Raw genomic sequence first — 13,306 nt, forward strand, 5'->3', positions numbered from 1 at the left:
CCCAGATCTCTGTGGAAAGCAGGACTAACGATCCATTTCGACGGACGAAGGTGGGTTCAATGTCTCCAACCGCACAGGAATACGTAGAAGTCGAACCGATCTCGGACCTCAAGAAATACGTAGCAGAGGCGATCGGTACGTTCGTACTGGTCTTCGCGGCGGTGGGGACGGCTGTCTTCGCCGGCGCCAAGGTCGGGAACCTCGGTGTGGCACTGGCATTCGGACTGACTCTCCTCTTCCTCGTCTACGCCATCGGCCCCATCTCGGGCTGCCACGTCAACCCGGCCGTCACCGTCGGGCACCTCGCGCTCGGCCGGTTGTCGGTCGCGAAGGCCGGCTTGTACGTCGTCGCCCAGGTCGTCGGTGGCCTCGTCGCCGGCGTGGTGATCTACGCGATCGCGCAGAGTCTGCCGTCCTACAACAGGGCCGCCGACGGTCTCGGCGCCAACGGCTGGGGCGCCCACAGCCCGTCGGCGATCAAGGGACCGCTCGGCGGGGTCATCGAGAACGGCTACGGCATCGGTGCGGCGATGATCATCGAAATCCTCCTCACCGCGCTGCTGGTGTTCGTGGTTCTCGCCTCCACCGACCAGATCTCCGACGTCCCCCTGGCGGGCGTCTCCATCGGATTCACCCTCGCCGTGATCCACCTCGCGTCGATCCCGATCGACAACACGTCCGTCAACCCCGCCCGCAGCCTCGCCGTCGCGCCCTACCAGAACGGCGCGCTCGCCCAGGTGTGGCTGTTCATCGTGTTCCCGTTGATCGGCGGCGCGGTGGGCGCCCTGGCCTACCGATCGCTGTTCGGCCGGTACGACCGACTGCAGAGCTGAGCGTCGCCCGAATCCATGCGTGCCGGCATTCTCGCGTGCGCAATGCTCGTGCTCACCGGGGCGATGCCCGCGGCGGCGGCAGCCGAGGAGACACCGCGGCGGGGGCCGAATTACGTCGCTCTCGGCGACTCCCGGGCCGCCGGGCCGCTGATCGAGGTGTCCGCGCACCGGGACCTGTGCCTGCGGTCGCCGGACCTGAACTATCCGGCGAAGCTCGGACGGCTGATCGGCGCCGCCACCGTCACCGACGTCACCTGTTCCGCGGCCACACCCGCGCACGTGATCAGTACCCCGCAGTTCGTGGGGACGCACTTCGCTCCGCCGCAGATCGATGCGCTCCGGGCGGATACCGACGTCGTGACGCTGAGCATCGGCGGGGGCGGCTCGAACCACCTGCCCGTGTCGGTGCGCTGCGTCGCCGTCGTTCCGGGCGCGGACGCCGGTTGCCGCGACGACCCGCGGGCGGAGCAGCTCACGGTCGAGGGGATCGCGAAGATGGCGCCCCAGGTCGACGCCGTGGTGGCCGCGATCGTCGCGAAGGCGCCGCGTGCCGAGGTGTACGTGATCGGGCACGGCGGTTCCGTCGGGCACCGTGGATGCCGGCCCAACCTGCCGGTGTCCGACGCCGACGCGGTCTGGCTCGAGCGGTACTTCGAGCGGTTCAACCAGATCTACGTCGACGCCGCCGCCCGGTACGGAGTCCATTACATCGACATCGCGAAGGCCGCCGTCGAGGGCGGCCACGACGCGTGCGCGCCGACGGGACAGCGCTGGTTCGAGGGGATGGTGCCGCAGTCACCCGCGGAGCCGGCGCACCCGAACGCGCTCGCGATGACGGCGATCGCCGAGATGGTCGCCGACGACCTGCGACGGTGAGCCGTCAGTGCCAGCTGAAATCGGCGCGCAGACGGGTCGCCACGACCTCGAACTTGTCGCGGTCCATGACGGCGCCCTCGCGGCGGATCCCCGCCTCCGGCACATCCAGCACCCGGTCGAGACGGATCCAGCTCGGACGGCCCTCCGCGTCCCACGAGCCCGACCCGACCGCGATCCAGTCCCGGTCGCCGTCGTGCTTGCTCTGCGACGACAACATCAACCCGAGCAGGGTGTCGCCGTCGCGCCCCACCACGAGCACCGGCCGGTCCTTGCCCTGGCTGGGATCCTCCTCGTACGCCACCCACGTCCAGACGATCTCGCCCGGATCCGCGCGGCCGTCGAGGTCGGGGGAGTACTCGATCTTCCGGGCCCGATGAGCCGTCGGCGCGGAATCGGCGGTGACCGGACGCCCCGGGGCGGGCTTCGGTGCGGTCGCGGCCGACCCGGTGAGGACACCGGCCGCGCGGTCCAGTGCGCCGGACTTCTGTAACTGCGCCAGAAGCTGGGGGCCCTTGTCTCGTACAAGTCGGCCCAACGTCTTCCCGATGCTGCTCCACGTGCTCGCCATGGCCGCCGAGCTTAGTGCGTGTATGCCGCAGCAGCCGCAATGCGGTGACTTGGATATCCTGACAGGTGACAGTGGCCCGGAACCGGGCCGGTGCCGGTCCAGGTAAGGGGTCCCCCATCAGCAGCTTCGCCGACAAGACGTTCACGGATCCTGCCCGGATCCGGAATTTCTGCATCATCGCGCACATCGATCACGGCAAGTCGACGCTGGCCGACCGCATGCTTCAGCTCACCGGCGTGGTCGAGGAGCGGCAGATGCGTGCCCAGTACCTCGACCGCATGGACATCGAGCGCGAGCGCGGAATCACGATCAAGGCGCAGAACGTCCGGCTCCCGTGGAAGGTGGGCGACGAGGAGTACGTCATCCACCTCATCGACACGCCGGGGCACGTCGACTTCACGTACGAGGTCTCCCGTGCGCTCGAGGCGTGCGAGGGCGCGATCCTGCTGGTGGACGCCGCGCAGGGCATCGAGGCGCAGACTCTCGCCAACCTGTACCTGGCGATGGAGAAGGACCTCACCATCATCCCGGTGCTCAACAAGATCGACCTGCCCGCGGCCGACCCCGACCGCTACGCCGAGGAGATCGCGCACATCACCGGCTGCGAGCCGGGGGACGTGCTGCGCGTGTCCGGCAAGACGGGCATGGGCGTGAAGGAACTGCTCGACGAGGTCGTGAAGCAGATTCCGGCTCCCGTCGGCGATCCCGACGGTCCGGCGCGTGCCATGATCTTCGACTCGGTCTACGACGCCTACCGCGGCGTGGTCACCTACGTCCGGGTCGTCGACGGCCGGATCTCGCCCCGCGAGAAGATCACGATGATGTCGACGGGTACCACCCACGACCTGATCGAGGTCGGCATCATCTCGCCCGAACCGAAGGCCAGTATCGGCCTCGGCGTCGGCGAGGTGGGCTACCTGATCACAGGTGTGAAAGACGTGCGCCAGTCGCGGGTCGGTGACACGGTCACCGCCGCGCGGGGCGGCGCGACGGAACCCCTCGTCGGCTACCGCGACCCCAAGCCGATGGTCTATTCCGGCCTCTACCCGCTCGACGGCTCGGACTATCCGGTGCTGCGCGACGCCCTCGACAAGTTGCGTCTGAACGACGCCGCCCTCGCCTACGAGCCGGAGACGTCGGTGGCGCTCGGATTCGGGTTCCGCTGCGGATTCCTCGGGCTGCTGCACATGGAGATCACCCGGGACCGGCTCGAGCGCGAGTTCGGGCTCGAACTGATCTCGACGTCGCCGAACGTGGTGTACCGGGTGGTGATGGAGGACGGCTCCGAGCACGTCGTCACCAACCCGTCGTACTGGCCGGAGGGCAAGATCCGCGAGGTGTACGAGCCGATGGTGAAGTGCACCGTCATCGCGCCCAGCGAATTCATCGGCGCGATCATGGAGCTCTGCCAGAACCGGCGCGGCGAACTCGGAGGGATGGACTACCTGTCCGAGACCCGTGTCGAGTTGCGCTACGAGATGCCCATGGGCGAGATCATGTTCGACTTCTTCGACGCCCTGAAGTCGCGGACCAAGGGCTACGCCAGCCTCGACTACGAGGAGGCGGGCGAGCAGCAGGCAGATCTGGTGAAGGTGGACATCCTGCTGCAGGGCGAGGCCGTCGACGCGTTCTCGTCGATCGTGCACCGCTCCGCGGCCGGCGCGTACGGCGGCCGGATGACGTCGAAGCTGCGCGAGCTCATTCCCCGTCAGCAGTTCGAGGTGCCGATCCAGGCGGCAATCGGGTCGAAGATCATCTCTCGCGAGAACATCCGCGCCATCCGCAAGGACGTGCTCGCCAAGTGCTACGGCGGCGACATCAGCCGTAAGCGCAAGTTGCTCGAGAAGCAGAAGGAGGGCAAGAAGCGGATGAAGACCATCGGTCGCGTCGAGGTTCCGCAGGAGGCCTTCGTGGCGGCGTTGTCGTCCGAGTCGGTCGGGGACAAGCCGAAGAAGTAGTCGCTCGATCCTGTTGCCCTGACGTCCGATCGAAAGTAGGTGCTGCCCGTGGCCCTCGAAACCTGGCTCACCCGAACACTGGGAATCGAGGTGCCGATCTTCGGTGCCCCGATGGGCGGACGGGCAGGCGGGACCCTCGTCGGTGAGGTGTCGAAGGCGGGCGGGCTCGGACTGCTCGGCGCGGCCCGCTACGCCACCCCGGAGTGGGTCGCGAAGGAGACGGCGGTCGCGCGGAGCATCGGCGGCGACGCGTTCGGGATCGGGTTGATGACCTGGGCACTCGATGACGACGACACTCTGCTCGACGCCGCGCTGGCCGAGAATCCCCGCGTCGTGTCGCTGTCGTTCGGCGATCCGGCGCCGTACGTGGAGCGGGTGCACGCGGTCGGGGCGCTGGTGGTGTCGCAGGTGAATACGATCGACGACCTGCGGGTCGCGGAGACGGCGGGCGTCGACGTCGTCATCGCCCAGGGCGGTGAGGCGGGCGGCCACACCGGCCGCATCGGGACGTTGCCGCTGCTGCAGGAGGTCCTGGAGGCCACCGCGCTGCCGGTGCTGGCCGCGGGCGGGATCGCGGCGGGCCGCGGACTCGCCGCGGTCCTCGCCGCCGGCGCCGAGGGCGCGATGATCGGGACCGCGCTGCTGGCCAGCCCCGAAACCATCGGACCGGAGTACGCCCGCGCCAGGCTGATCGCCGCCGGCAGTGCCGACACGGTGTACACGTCGGTGTTCGACCAGGCGCGCAGCCAGCCGTGGCCCGCCCGGTGGGGCGGACGGGCCCTCGCCAACGAGTTCACGTCGCGCTGGCACGGCGCCGATGCGCCCGACACGGAACTCGCCACCGCGTACGACCCCGCGAACCAGGACCTCGGCGTCGTTTACGCCGGGGAGGCGGCAGGCCTCGTCACGTCGGAGCGCCCGGCGGGTGACGTGGTGCGCCGCATCGCCACCGACGCGCAGCGGTTGCTGCACCGCTTCGCGGAGTAACCCGTGGCGCCGAAAGAGGCGGTCGGGGCGTGATCAGACGGTGTTGTGGGCGGGTTGGAAGCCGCCCGCTGCCGCCTCCTCGGCGCGGATGACGTGGACCACCGCGTTGATCAGTGCCAGGTGGGTGAACGCCTGCGGGAAGTTGCCCAGGTGCCGCCCCGACTCGGGATCGATCTCCTCCGCGTACAACTCGAGGGGGCTGGCGAACCCGAGGAGCCGCTCGCACAGGCGTTTGGCGCGGTCGACCTCGCCGATCTCCACCAGCGCCGACACGAGCCAGAACGAACAGATCGTGAACGTGCCCTCCTTGCCCGTCAGCCCGTCGTCCGTGGTCTCCACCCGGTAGCGCAGCACCAGCCCGCCCTCGGTCAGCTCGTCCGCGATGGCGAGCACGGTGGTGCGGATGCGCGGGTCGTCGGCGGGCAGGAACCGCAGGAGCGGAGCGAGGAGGAGTGAGGCGTCGAGTTCGTCGCTGCCGTACCGCTGGGTGAGGACTCCGCGTGCGTCGACGCCGTGCTCGAGAATGTCGGCCTTGATCTCGTCGGCGAGTTCGGCCCACCGGTCCGCGTAACTCGTCTCGCCCTGCTGTTCGGCGAGTTTCGCGCCCCGGTCGAGCGCCACCCAGCACATGATCTTCGACGATGTGAAGTGCTGCGGCTCACCACGCACCTCCCAGATTCCGCGGTCGGGGAGCCGCCAGTGCTCGATCGCCTCCTCGACCTGACGTTTGAGCATCGGCCACAGCGTCTCGGGCACCCGCTCGCGCGATCGCACGTGCAGGTACACGGAATCGAGGATCGTTCCCCAGATGTCGTGCTGGTCCTGGTCGTACGCGCCGTTTCCGATCCGGACCGGACGCGCGCCGTCGTAGCCGGACAGGTGCGGCAGTTCCTCCTCGACGAGGGTCCGCTCGCCGCCGACGCCGTACATCACCTGCAGCGGCCGGTACTTGCCGTCGTCGGCACTGGACACGTCGTAGAGGAACGCGAAGAAATCGTTGGCCTCCCGGTCGAGTCCGAGGCTGTACAGACCCCACAGGGCGAACGTCGAATCGCGCACCCACGCGTACCGGTAGTCCCAGTTCCGTTCGCCACCGGGGGTTTCCGGAAGCGACGTGGTCGACGCGGCGAGCAGTGCGCCGGTGGGGGCGTACGTCAACCCCTTCAGGGCCAGGGCGCTGCGCTGCAGGTAGCCACGCCACTTGTGGTCGGGGAATCGGCCGGTCGTGATCCATTCCCGCCAGAACTTCGCCGTCTGCCACATCTTCTCGGCAGCCTCGTCGTACGTCTGCGGCGCAGGCAGGTGCGACCAGGACAGTGCGACGAACACGGTGTCGTCCTCGACCATCCGGGTCCGGGCGCGGGCCTCGCGCCCTTCCAGCCCGAGCTTCATGTTGCTGGTCAGCCGGAGTGTCGGGTGGTCGCCCGGACCGCTCGACTTGCAGGTGGCGGTGGCTTCCTCGTAGACCTTGCCGGTGTACTCCCACACCGCGTCGCCGCGGTGGTAGTCGAACGCGGGCTCGCAGCTCATCCCCAGTTCCACGGTGCCGTTGACGCACTTCACCGTCCGCAGCAGGATGTGCTCGGCGTCCCAGTCGGTGGGGGTGCGGCGGTGCGAGCGCGAGCGCTGCTGGACGTTGTGCCACGGTCCGAGCACGAGGGCGTCGCGCACGATGAGCCACCCCGTCTCGGTCTGCCACGTCGTCTCGACGATCAGTCCGCCCGGCAGGTAGCGGCGGGCGGCGGGCACGTTCTGCCCGTACGGTGCGATCCGGAAGTGGCCGGCGCTGCGGTCGAGGACGGCGCCGAAAATGCTGGGCGAGTCGGGCCGGGGGAGGCACATCCACTCGACGGCCCCGTTCCGGGCGATCAGGCAGGTGGTCTCGCAGTCCGACAGGAATGCGTAATCGTCGATCGGCGGAAACACGCGACGGTGGCGATGCGCGGCGGAGCGGGGCTGGTCGTCCGAGTGCGCGTCGAGAGACACCATCTCCTCATCATCGGCCGTCGTCGTCGCGGCGTCCACCTGTGCGCCGACCACGTGCCGGCGAACGATAGGGTGGCACGGTGGACCGGATGGCGAGTTGGTGGGACGGCTTCGAGCTGTGGATCGCCGGGCTCCCGTTCGTTCCGCAGGTCGCTCTCGTGCTGCTGGTGACGGTGCCGGTGTGCCGAGGACTGGCGTGGCTGCTCGATCGTGGCCTGGCCGCAGTCTTCGTCCTGCTCAGGCGGGACGTCTCGAAGGTGGAGGAACCCTGATGCCGCGCTCACGCGTCACACTCGCGCTGCTCGCGCTGCTCGTCCTCGTCGTCGTCGCGTGGCTGCTCAGCCGGTAAATCCCGTTCGATGTGAGCACTTGGTTCAGCCTCTGCTACAGTCCACGGCGTGTCTGAAGCCGCTGTACATCAGGTCCGCCATGAATTGGCGTTGATCGCTGTCGGCATGCTCGCAGTCGCCGACATCGACTGTTGTTGATTTCTCCCCGCGCACACGAATGCGCCCGGGTGGCGCCACGCACGCTCGACCTGCCTCGCACCACCGATCGTCGTCCGCACCCCTGACTGCCCGCTCGGGCCGTCTCTGCGTTCCCTCGCTCGGCATCTTCATCGAATTTTTTTTCGCACCACTCCTCTGTGACAGTTCCCAGGAAGGTTTCTCCCATGAAACGCCGTTCTCGTAGTCTTCTCACGGCCCTCGTGACGCTCGGAGCCGTGGCCTTGACCGCGTGCAGCGGTGGCGCGAGCGACACGGTCGGCGGCGACTCCGCCGGTGCCGACGGCAGTGCCGGCACCATCAACCTGTACGCGTACGCGGTGCCGAAGCCGGGCTTCGACAAGCTGATCCCCGCGTTCAACTCCACCGACGAGGGCAAGGGCGTCGCCTTCCAGCCGTCCTACGGCGCTTCCGGCGACCAGTCCCGCAAGGTGAAGGACGGCGCCGACGCAGACTTCGTCAACTTCTCCGTCGAACCCGACATCACCCGCCTCGTCGACGCCGGATTGGTCGACAAGAGCTGGAACCAGGACGCCTACAACGGAATTCCGTTCGGCTCGGTGGTCACCATGATCGTGCGCGACGGCAACCCGAAGAACATTCACGACTGGGACGACCTGCTGCGTCCCGGCGTCGAGGTGGTCACCCCCAACCCGTTCAGCTCCGGATCCGCGAAGTGGAACCTGCTCGCACCGTACGCGGCGAAGAGCAACGGCGGCCAGGACCCGGCCGCCGGTCTCGACTACATCAACTCGCTGGTCAACGACCACGTCAAGATTCAGCCGAAGTCGGGCCGCGAGGCGTCCGAGGCGTTCCTGCAGGGCACCGGTGACGTGCTGCTCAGCTACGAGAACGAGGCGCTGTTCATCGAGGGCAACGGTGACCCCGTCGAGCACGTGACCCCGCCGACCACGTTCAAGATCGAGAACCCGGTAGCGGTGCTGTCGAACAGCAAGAACCTGGCGAAGGCCAACGCGTTCAAGGACTTCCTGTACACCACCGACGGCCAGAAGCTGTGGGCCGAGGCCGGATTCCGGCCGGTCGATCCCGCCGTGGCCACGGAGTTCGCGGACAAGTTCCCGGCGCCGGCCAAGCTGTGGACCATCGCCGATCTCGGCGGCTGGGCCAAGGTCGACTCCGAGGTATTCGCCAAGGACACCGGGTCGATCGCTGTGATCTACGACAACGCCACCAAGTAAGACCGACATGAGCAACACACCGACGACGACGACGGCGGGCGGACGCGGCACCACGGTGCCGTCTCCGCCCGCTCCGCCCGCTCGCAAGAAGGTCGCCCGGGTCACCGGTGCGGTGGGCCCGCTCGGCATCGGCATCGCGACGCTCTGGCTGAGCATCATCGTGGTTCTGCCTCTCGCCGCACTCACCGTGGCGTCGTTCGGCGACGGGATCGGCGGGTTCGTGGACGCGATCACCTCCCCGGTGGCGCTGGCATCCCTGCGCGTCACCGTGCTGGTGTCGGTGGTGGTGGCCGTGATCAACGTGGTCATGGGCACACTCATCGCGTGGGTTCTCGTCCGCGACGAGTTCCCCGGGAAGCGGATCGTGAACGCGTTGATCGACCTACCGTTCGCGTTGCCGACGATCGTGGCCAGCATCGTGCTGCTGTCGCTGTACGGCCCGGAGAGCCCGATCGGGATTCATCTCAACGCCACGCAGCCCGGTCTGATCGTGGCCCTGGCATTCGTGACGTTGCCGTTCGTCGTCCGCTCGGTGCAGCCGGTGCTGATCGAGGTGGACAAGGAGGTGGAGGAAGCCGCGGCCTCACTGGGCGCGGACAATGTGACGATCTTCCGCCGGGTGGTGCTCCCGACCCTGACACCGGCCGTCATCAGCGGCGCCGGGCTCGCGTTCGCCCGCGCGATCGGTGAATACGGATCGGTCGTCCTGATCGGCGGAAACATTCCCCGAGAGACTCAGGTCGCTTCCCAGTACATTCAACAGCAGATCGAAATCGATCGGCCGGCCGCTGCGGCGGCCGTGTCGGTGGCCCTCCTGGCCATCGCGTTCGTGACGTTGTTCGTCCTCCGGGTCTTCGCCAGCCGGGGGCAGCGTCGTGAGGAGCAGGCGGAATGAAGCTCTCGGGATCGACCCGGATCACGCTGCGTGCGGTCGCGCTGCTCTATCTGTTCGGGCTGCTGGTGGTGCCGATCGTCATCATCCTGTTCCGCACGTTCGAGAACGGTATCGGCGCCTTCGTCGAATCGATCAGCACGCCCGCCACGATTTCCGCGCTCAATCTGTCCCTGCTGATCGTGGCCATCGTCGTCCCGGTCAACGTGGTGTTCGGGATCGTGACGGCCCTGGCACTGGTGCGGGGCCGCTTTCCCGGACGTGGTCTGGTGCAGGCGGTGGTCGACCTGCCGTTCGCCGTGTCGCCGATCGTGGTCGGTGTGTCGCTGATCCTGCTGTGGGGCGCCAACGGCTGGTTCGGCGGACTCGAATCGCTGGGATTCAGGGTGATCTTCGGGCTGCCCGGCATGGTCATCGCCACCCTGTTCGTGACGCTGCCGTTCGTCGTGCGGGAGGTGGAGCCCGTCCTGCACGAGATCGGCGAGGAACAGGAACAGGCCGCGGCGACGCTCGGCGCGAGCCGCTGGCAGACCTTCTGGCTGATCACCCTGCCCGCCATCCGCTGGGGCCTGACGTACGGCGTGGTCCTGACCGTCGCCCGGTCGCTGGGCGAGTTCGGTGCGGTGATCATGGTGTCGTCGGGATTCCCCGGCGTCTCCCAGACCCTGACCCTGCTGGTGCATTCGCGCTACATCGACGACCACAACACGTTCGGTGCGTACTCCGCAGCCACCCTGCTGATGGGCATCGCGCTGATCACCCTGCTTCTGATGACCCTGCTCGACCGCAAGAGGAGCACCACATGATCACCGTGACCGGCGCCCGGAAGAACTACGGGTCCTTCGCTGCCCTCGACGACGTCACCATCGACATCCCCTCGGGTTCGCTGACCGCGCTCCTCGGGCCGAGCGGTTCCGGCAAGTCGACCCTGCTCCGGTCGATCGCCGGCCTGGAAACCCTCGACTCCGGAACCGTGGTGATCGGCGGGACCGACGTCACGAACATCTCGCCGCAGAAGCGGGACATCGGGTTCGTGTTCCAGCACTACGCGGCGTTCAAGCACATGACGGTGCGCGACAACGTCGCGTTCGGTCTGAAGATCCGCAAGCGTCCGAAGCCGGAGATCGACAAGAAGGTCAACGAGCTTCTCGAGATCGTCGGCCTCGACGGATTCCAGCACCGCTACCCGGCGCAACTGTCGGGCGGTCAGCGTCAGCGCATGGCGCTCGCGCGGGCACTGGCCGTGGACCCGAAGGTCCTTCTCCTCGACGAGCCGTTCGGCGCGCTCGACGCGAAGGTCCGCACCGACCTGCGCACCTGGCTGCGCCGGCTGCACGACGAGGTGCACGTGACCACCGTGCTCGTAACCCACGACCAGGAGGAGGCGCTCGACGTCGCCGACCGCATCGCGGTTCTCAACAAGGGCCGCATCGAGCAGATCGGTCAACCGGAAGACCTCTACGACCGGCCCGACAACGATTTCGTGATGTCGTTCCTCGGGTCGGTTGCCAAGCTCAACGGGCAACTGGTCCGCCCGCACGACATCCGCCTCGGCCGCGACCCCGACATGGCCCTCGCGCAGCAGTCGGGGACGGCCGAATCGCTGGGCGTCACGCGGGCGACGGTCGAGCGGGTGGTGCATCTGGGTTTCGAGGTGCGGGTGGACCTGCGCAACGAGGCCACCGGCGAACCCTTCTCCGCGCAGGTGACGCGCGGCGACAGCGCCGCGCTGGGCCTGCAGGAAGGCGAGACCGTGTACGCCCGGGCGACGCGGGTCCCCGAACTCCCGGAGGCCGAAGTTCCGGTATCCCTGTAATTTCCGAGTGAGGTAGGAGGCGACTGTGCCGACCCCGGCGAATCCCGTCCGTGACAACGTCCTGATCGTGCACTGGCACGACCTCGGCCGTCACCTCGGATGTTACGGGGCGTCCGGGGTGCACAGTCCCCACCTCGACCGGCTCGCCGCCGAGGGCGTCCTGCTCACCGACGCCCACGCGGCGGCACCGCTGTGCTCGCCGTCGCGCGGCGCCCTGTTCTCGGGCCGGTATCCGCACAGCAACGGCCTGATCGGTCTCGCCCACCACGGCTGGCAGTACCACGACGACGTCCGCACCCTGCCGTCCCTGCTGGCGGAGTCGGGCTGGTACACGGCGCTGTTCGGGATGCAGCACGAGACCGCCTATCCCACGCGGCTCGGCTACCACGAGTACGACGTCACCAATTCTTACTGCGATTACGTCACCGATCGAGCGTCGCGGTGGCTGGCGCGCTTCCCGACGCGACCGTTCCTGCTGACGGCGGGCTTCTTCGAGACACACCGCCCGTACCCGGTGGACCGCTATCCCGCCGCCGATCCCGACGGGTTCGACGTCCCGTCGTACCTCCCCGACCGACCGAAGGTCCGCGAGGATCTGGCCGGATTCCACGGTTCGATCGAGGTGGCAGACGCCGCTGTCGGCCGGTTGCTGCAGACACTGGACGACGAGCACCTCGACGACAGCACGTGGGTCGTGTTCCTCACCGACCACGGTGAGGCATTCCCCGGCGCGAAGTCGACCCTGTACGCGCCGGGTACCGGAATCGCGACGATCATTCGGCCCCCGCGACGGTTGCGGGCGGAGCCCCGCGTGTACGATGACCTGTTCAGCGGGGTGGATCTGGTTCCCACGCTCCTCGAACTGCTCGGAGTGCCGGTACCCGAGGAAGTGGAAGGCATCTCCCACGCCGCGCAGTTGCTGGGGCGATCGGCGTCGACCGCGCGCGACGCGCTGTTCACGGAGAAGACCTTCCACGACAGCTTCGACCCGATCCGGGCCGTCCGCACCAAGCGGTTCAGCTACATCGAGAATTACGCGCCCCGGCCCAGGCTCGACCTGCCCCTCGACATCGCGAACAGCCTGTCCGGGGAGGCATTGGGCCCCGAGCATCTCGATCCCCGCCCGAGCAGGGAACTCTACGACCTCGGCGCCGATCCCGGCGAGCGCGACAACCTCGCCGACACCGAGGAGTTCGCGGAGACCCAGGCCGAGCTCGCGCTGGAACTGGCGGCGTGGCGGCGGTCGACGGGTGACTCGATCCCGAGCGAGGAGGAGGGAACGGCGTACGCCCGGAAGGCCATGGAGGAATACCTCGCCACTCTCGGTCGGGTGCCGGACGTGCGTTCGGCCTACAGCGCGGAACGCGGAATCCTCGACGAGCCGCGGAGCGGCGTGGTCACGTAGGTGCCGCGAGCGGATGATGTGCCGGTTCCGCGCTCGCGACCTGCACGGCGGTGGTGCACAGGAACCGTGAGCGCCGACGGCCCGCGGTGGAATCCACCGACGCGTCTGCGCGAGGTGGTGTGCAGACTCGGCCGCTCGGCTCGGCTCGCCGGCCCGGGCGAGGTCGTGGTGATCACCGGCCGCGGGCACGATCCGGTCCAGGAGTGCGGCCGCCACCGACGGTTACAGGACGACCGCGGCGCGCTCCGGGAGGCCCTGCTCAGCCTCGCCGAACGCTGAG

At 68.3% G+C, this 13,306-nt stretch carries 14 protein-coding genes; 12 read left to right on the forward strand and 2 right to left on the reverse strand.

Annotated elements, in window-relative coordinates:
• Nucleotides 1-59: 59 nt before the first annotated feature.
• Both H0B43_RS30175 and H0B43_RS30180 read left to right on the forward strand, forming a co-directional pair.
• The gene (locus H0B43_RS30175) at nucleotides 60-833 is read left to right on the forward strand and encodes an aquaporin (protein WP_185724584.1); all 774 of its coding nucleotides are present in this window, start codon (nucleotides 60-62) and stop codon (nucleotides 831-833) included.
• A gap of 63 nt (nucleotides 834-896) precedes the next feature.
• Nucleotides 897-1,709, forward strand: a complete 813-nt coding sequence (locus H0B43_RS30180; protein WP_185729746.1) for an SGNH/GDSL hydrolase family protein — start codon at nucleotides 897-899, stop codon at nucleotides 1,707-1,709.
• 4 nt (nucleotides 1,710-1,713) lie between these two features.
• Here the strand turns inward: H0B43_RS30180 and H0B43_RS30185 are convergent, their stop codons facing one another.
• On the reverse strand, nucleotides 1,714-2,277 hold the full coding sequence (locus H0B43_RS30185) for a type II toxin-antitoxin system PemK/MazF family toxin (RefSeq protein ID WP_185724583.1): 564 nt from the start codon (nucleotides 2,275-2,277) through the stop codon (nucleotides 1,714-1,716).
• Between the two features lie 65 nt (nucleotides 2,278-2,342).
• Between H0B43_RS30185 and lepA the strand changes: the two genes are divergently transcribed.
• Nucleotides 2,343-4,235, forward strand: coding sequence for a translation elongation factor 4 (gene lepA / locus H0B43_RS30190; RefSeq protein ID WP_185724582.1), 1,893 nt, complete (start codon nucleotides 2,343-2,345; stop codon nucleotides 4,233-4,235).
• Between the two features lie 48 nt (nucleotides 4,236-4,283).
• Nucleotides 4,284-5,222, forward strand: coding sequence for a nitronate monooxygenase family protein (locus tag H0B43_RS30195; protein ID WP_185724581.1), 939 nt, complete (start codon nucleotides 4,284-4,286; stop codon nucleotides 5,220-5,222).
• A gap of 33 nt (nucleotides 5,223-5,255) precedes the next feature.
• Here the strand turns inward: H0B43_RS30195 and H0B43_RS30200 are convergent, their stop codons facing one another.
• A complete protein-coding gene (locus H0B43_RS30200; RefSeq protein ID WP_185724580.1) occupies nucleotides 5,256-7,211 on the reverse strand; it encodes a glycoside hydrolase family 15 protein in 1,956 nt (651 codons plus the stop codon).
• 86 nt (nucleotides 7,212-7,297) lie between these two features.
• On the opposite strand from H0B43_RS30200, the gene H0B43_RS30205 reads away from it, so the two are divergent.
• The 8 genes from H0B43_RS30205 to H0B43_RS30235 all read left to right on the forward strand — a co-directional run bounded on the left by H0B43_RS30205 (nucleotide 7,298) and on the right by H0B43_RS30235 (nucleotide 13,305).
• A complete protein-coding gene (locus H0B43_RS30205; protein ID WP_213015278.1) occupies nucleotides 7,298-7,480 on the forward strand; it encodes a hypothetical protein in 183 nt (60 codons plus the stop codon).
• A 126-nt stretch (nucleotides 7,481-7,606) separates the two neighbouring features.
• A complete protein-coding gene (locus H0B43_RS43270) occupies nucleotides 7,607-7,696 on the forward strand; it encodes an Ms4533A family Cys-rich leader peptide (protein ID WP_317746273.1) in 90 nt (29 codons plus the stop codon).
• Nucleotides 7,697-7,881: 185 nt separating this feature from the next.
• Nucleotides 7,882-8,913 carry a sulfate ABC transporter substrate-binding protein gene (locus H0B43_RS30210; protein ID WP_185724578.1) on the forward strand — a complete coding sequence of 344 codons (1,032 nt, stop codon included), beginning with the start codon at nucleotides 7,882-7,884 and terminating at the stop codon, nucleotides 8,911-8,913.
• A 7-nt stretch (nucleotides 8,914-8,920) separates the two neighbouring features.
• On the forward strand, nucleotides 8,921-9,808 hold the full coding sequence (gene cysT, locus H0B43_RS30215; RefSeq protein WP_185724577.1) for a sulfate ABC transporter permease subunit CysT: 888 nt from the start codon (nucleotides 8,921-8,923) through the stop codon (nucleotides 9,806-9,808).
• Nucleotides 9,805-10,611, forward strand: a complete 807-nt coding sequence (cysW, locus tag H0B43_RS30220) for a sulfate ABC transporter permease subunit CysW (RefSeq protein WP_185724576.1) — start codon at nucleotides 9,805-9,807, stop codon at nucleotides 10,609-10,611. The genes cysT and cysW overlap by 4 nt, the downstream gene beginning before the upstream one ends.
• Nucleotides 10,608-11,621: a sulfate/molybdate ABC transporter ATP-binding protein gene (locus tag H0B43_RS30225; protein ID WP_185724575.1), complete on the forward strand. Its 1,014-nt coding sequence runs from the start codon at nucleotides 10,608-10,610 to the stop codon at nucleotides 11,619-11,621. The genes cysW and H0B43_RS30225 overlap by 4 nt, the downstream gene beginning before the upstream one ends.
• Nucleotides 11,622-11,646: 25 nt before the next feature.
• Nucleotides 11,647-13,026, forward strand: a complete 1,380-nt coding sequence (locus tag H0B43_RS30230) for a sulfatase (protein WP_185724574.1) — start codon at nucleotides 11,647-11,649, stop codon at nucleotides 13,024-13,026.
• 66 nt (nucleotides 13,027-13,092) lie between these two features.
• A complete protein-coding gene (locus H0B43_RS30235; protein WP_185724573.1) occupies nucleotides 13,093-13,305 on the forward strand; it encodes a hypothetical protein in 213 nt (70 codons plus the stop codon).
• Nucleotide 13,306: the final 1 nt, after the last annotated feature.

Origin of the sequence: Rhodococcus sp. 4CII (assembly GCF_014256275.1) — a bacterium.
GTDB lineage: Bacteria > Actinomycetota > Actinomycetes > Mycobacteriales > Mycobacteriaceae > Rhodococcus_F > Rhodococcus_F wratislaviensis_A.

Excerpts from the sequence above, each read along its gene's own strand:
- H0B43_RS30175 (WP_185724584.1), top strand. The coding sequence starts at position 60 with ATGTCTCCAACCGCACAGGAATACGTAGAAGTCGAACCGATCTCGGAC.
- H0B43_RS30180 (WP_185729746.1), top strand. The coding sequence starts at position 897 with ATGCCCGCGGCGGCGGCAGCCGAGGAGACACCGCGGCGGGGGCCGAAT.
- H0B43_RS30185 (WP_185724583.1), bottom strand. The coding sequence starts at position 2,277 with ATGGCGAGCACGTGGAGCAGCATCGGGAAGACGTTGGGCCGACTTGTA.
- H0B43_RS30200 (WP_185724580.1), bottom strand. The coding sequence starts at position 7,211 with ATGGTGTCTCTCGACGCGCACTCGGACGACCAGCCCCGCTCCGCCGCG.
- H0B43_RS30205 (WP_213015278.1), top strand. The coding sequence starts at position 7,298 with ATGGCGAGTTGGTGGGACGGCTTCGAGCTGTGGATCGCCGGGCTCCCG.
- H0B43_RS30210 (WP_185724578.1), top strand. The coding sequence starts at position 7,882 with ATGAAACGCCGTTCTCGTAGTCTTCTCACGGCCCTCGTGACGCTCGGA.
- cysT (WP_185724577.1), top strand. The coding sequence starts at position 8,921 with ATGAGCAACACACCGACGACGACGACGGCGGGCGGACGCGGCACCACG.
- cysW (WP_185724576.1), top strand. The coding sequence starts at position 9,805 with ATGAAGCTCTCGGGATCGACCCGGATCACGCTGCGTGCGGTCGCGCTG.
- H0B43_RS30225 (WP_185724575.1), top strand. The coding sequence starts at position 10,608 with ATGATCACCGTGACCGGCGCCCGGAAGAACTACGGGTCCTTCGCTGCC.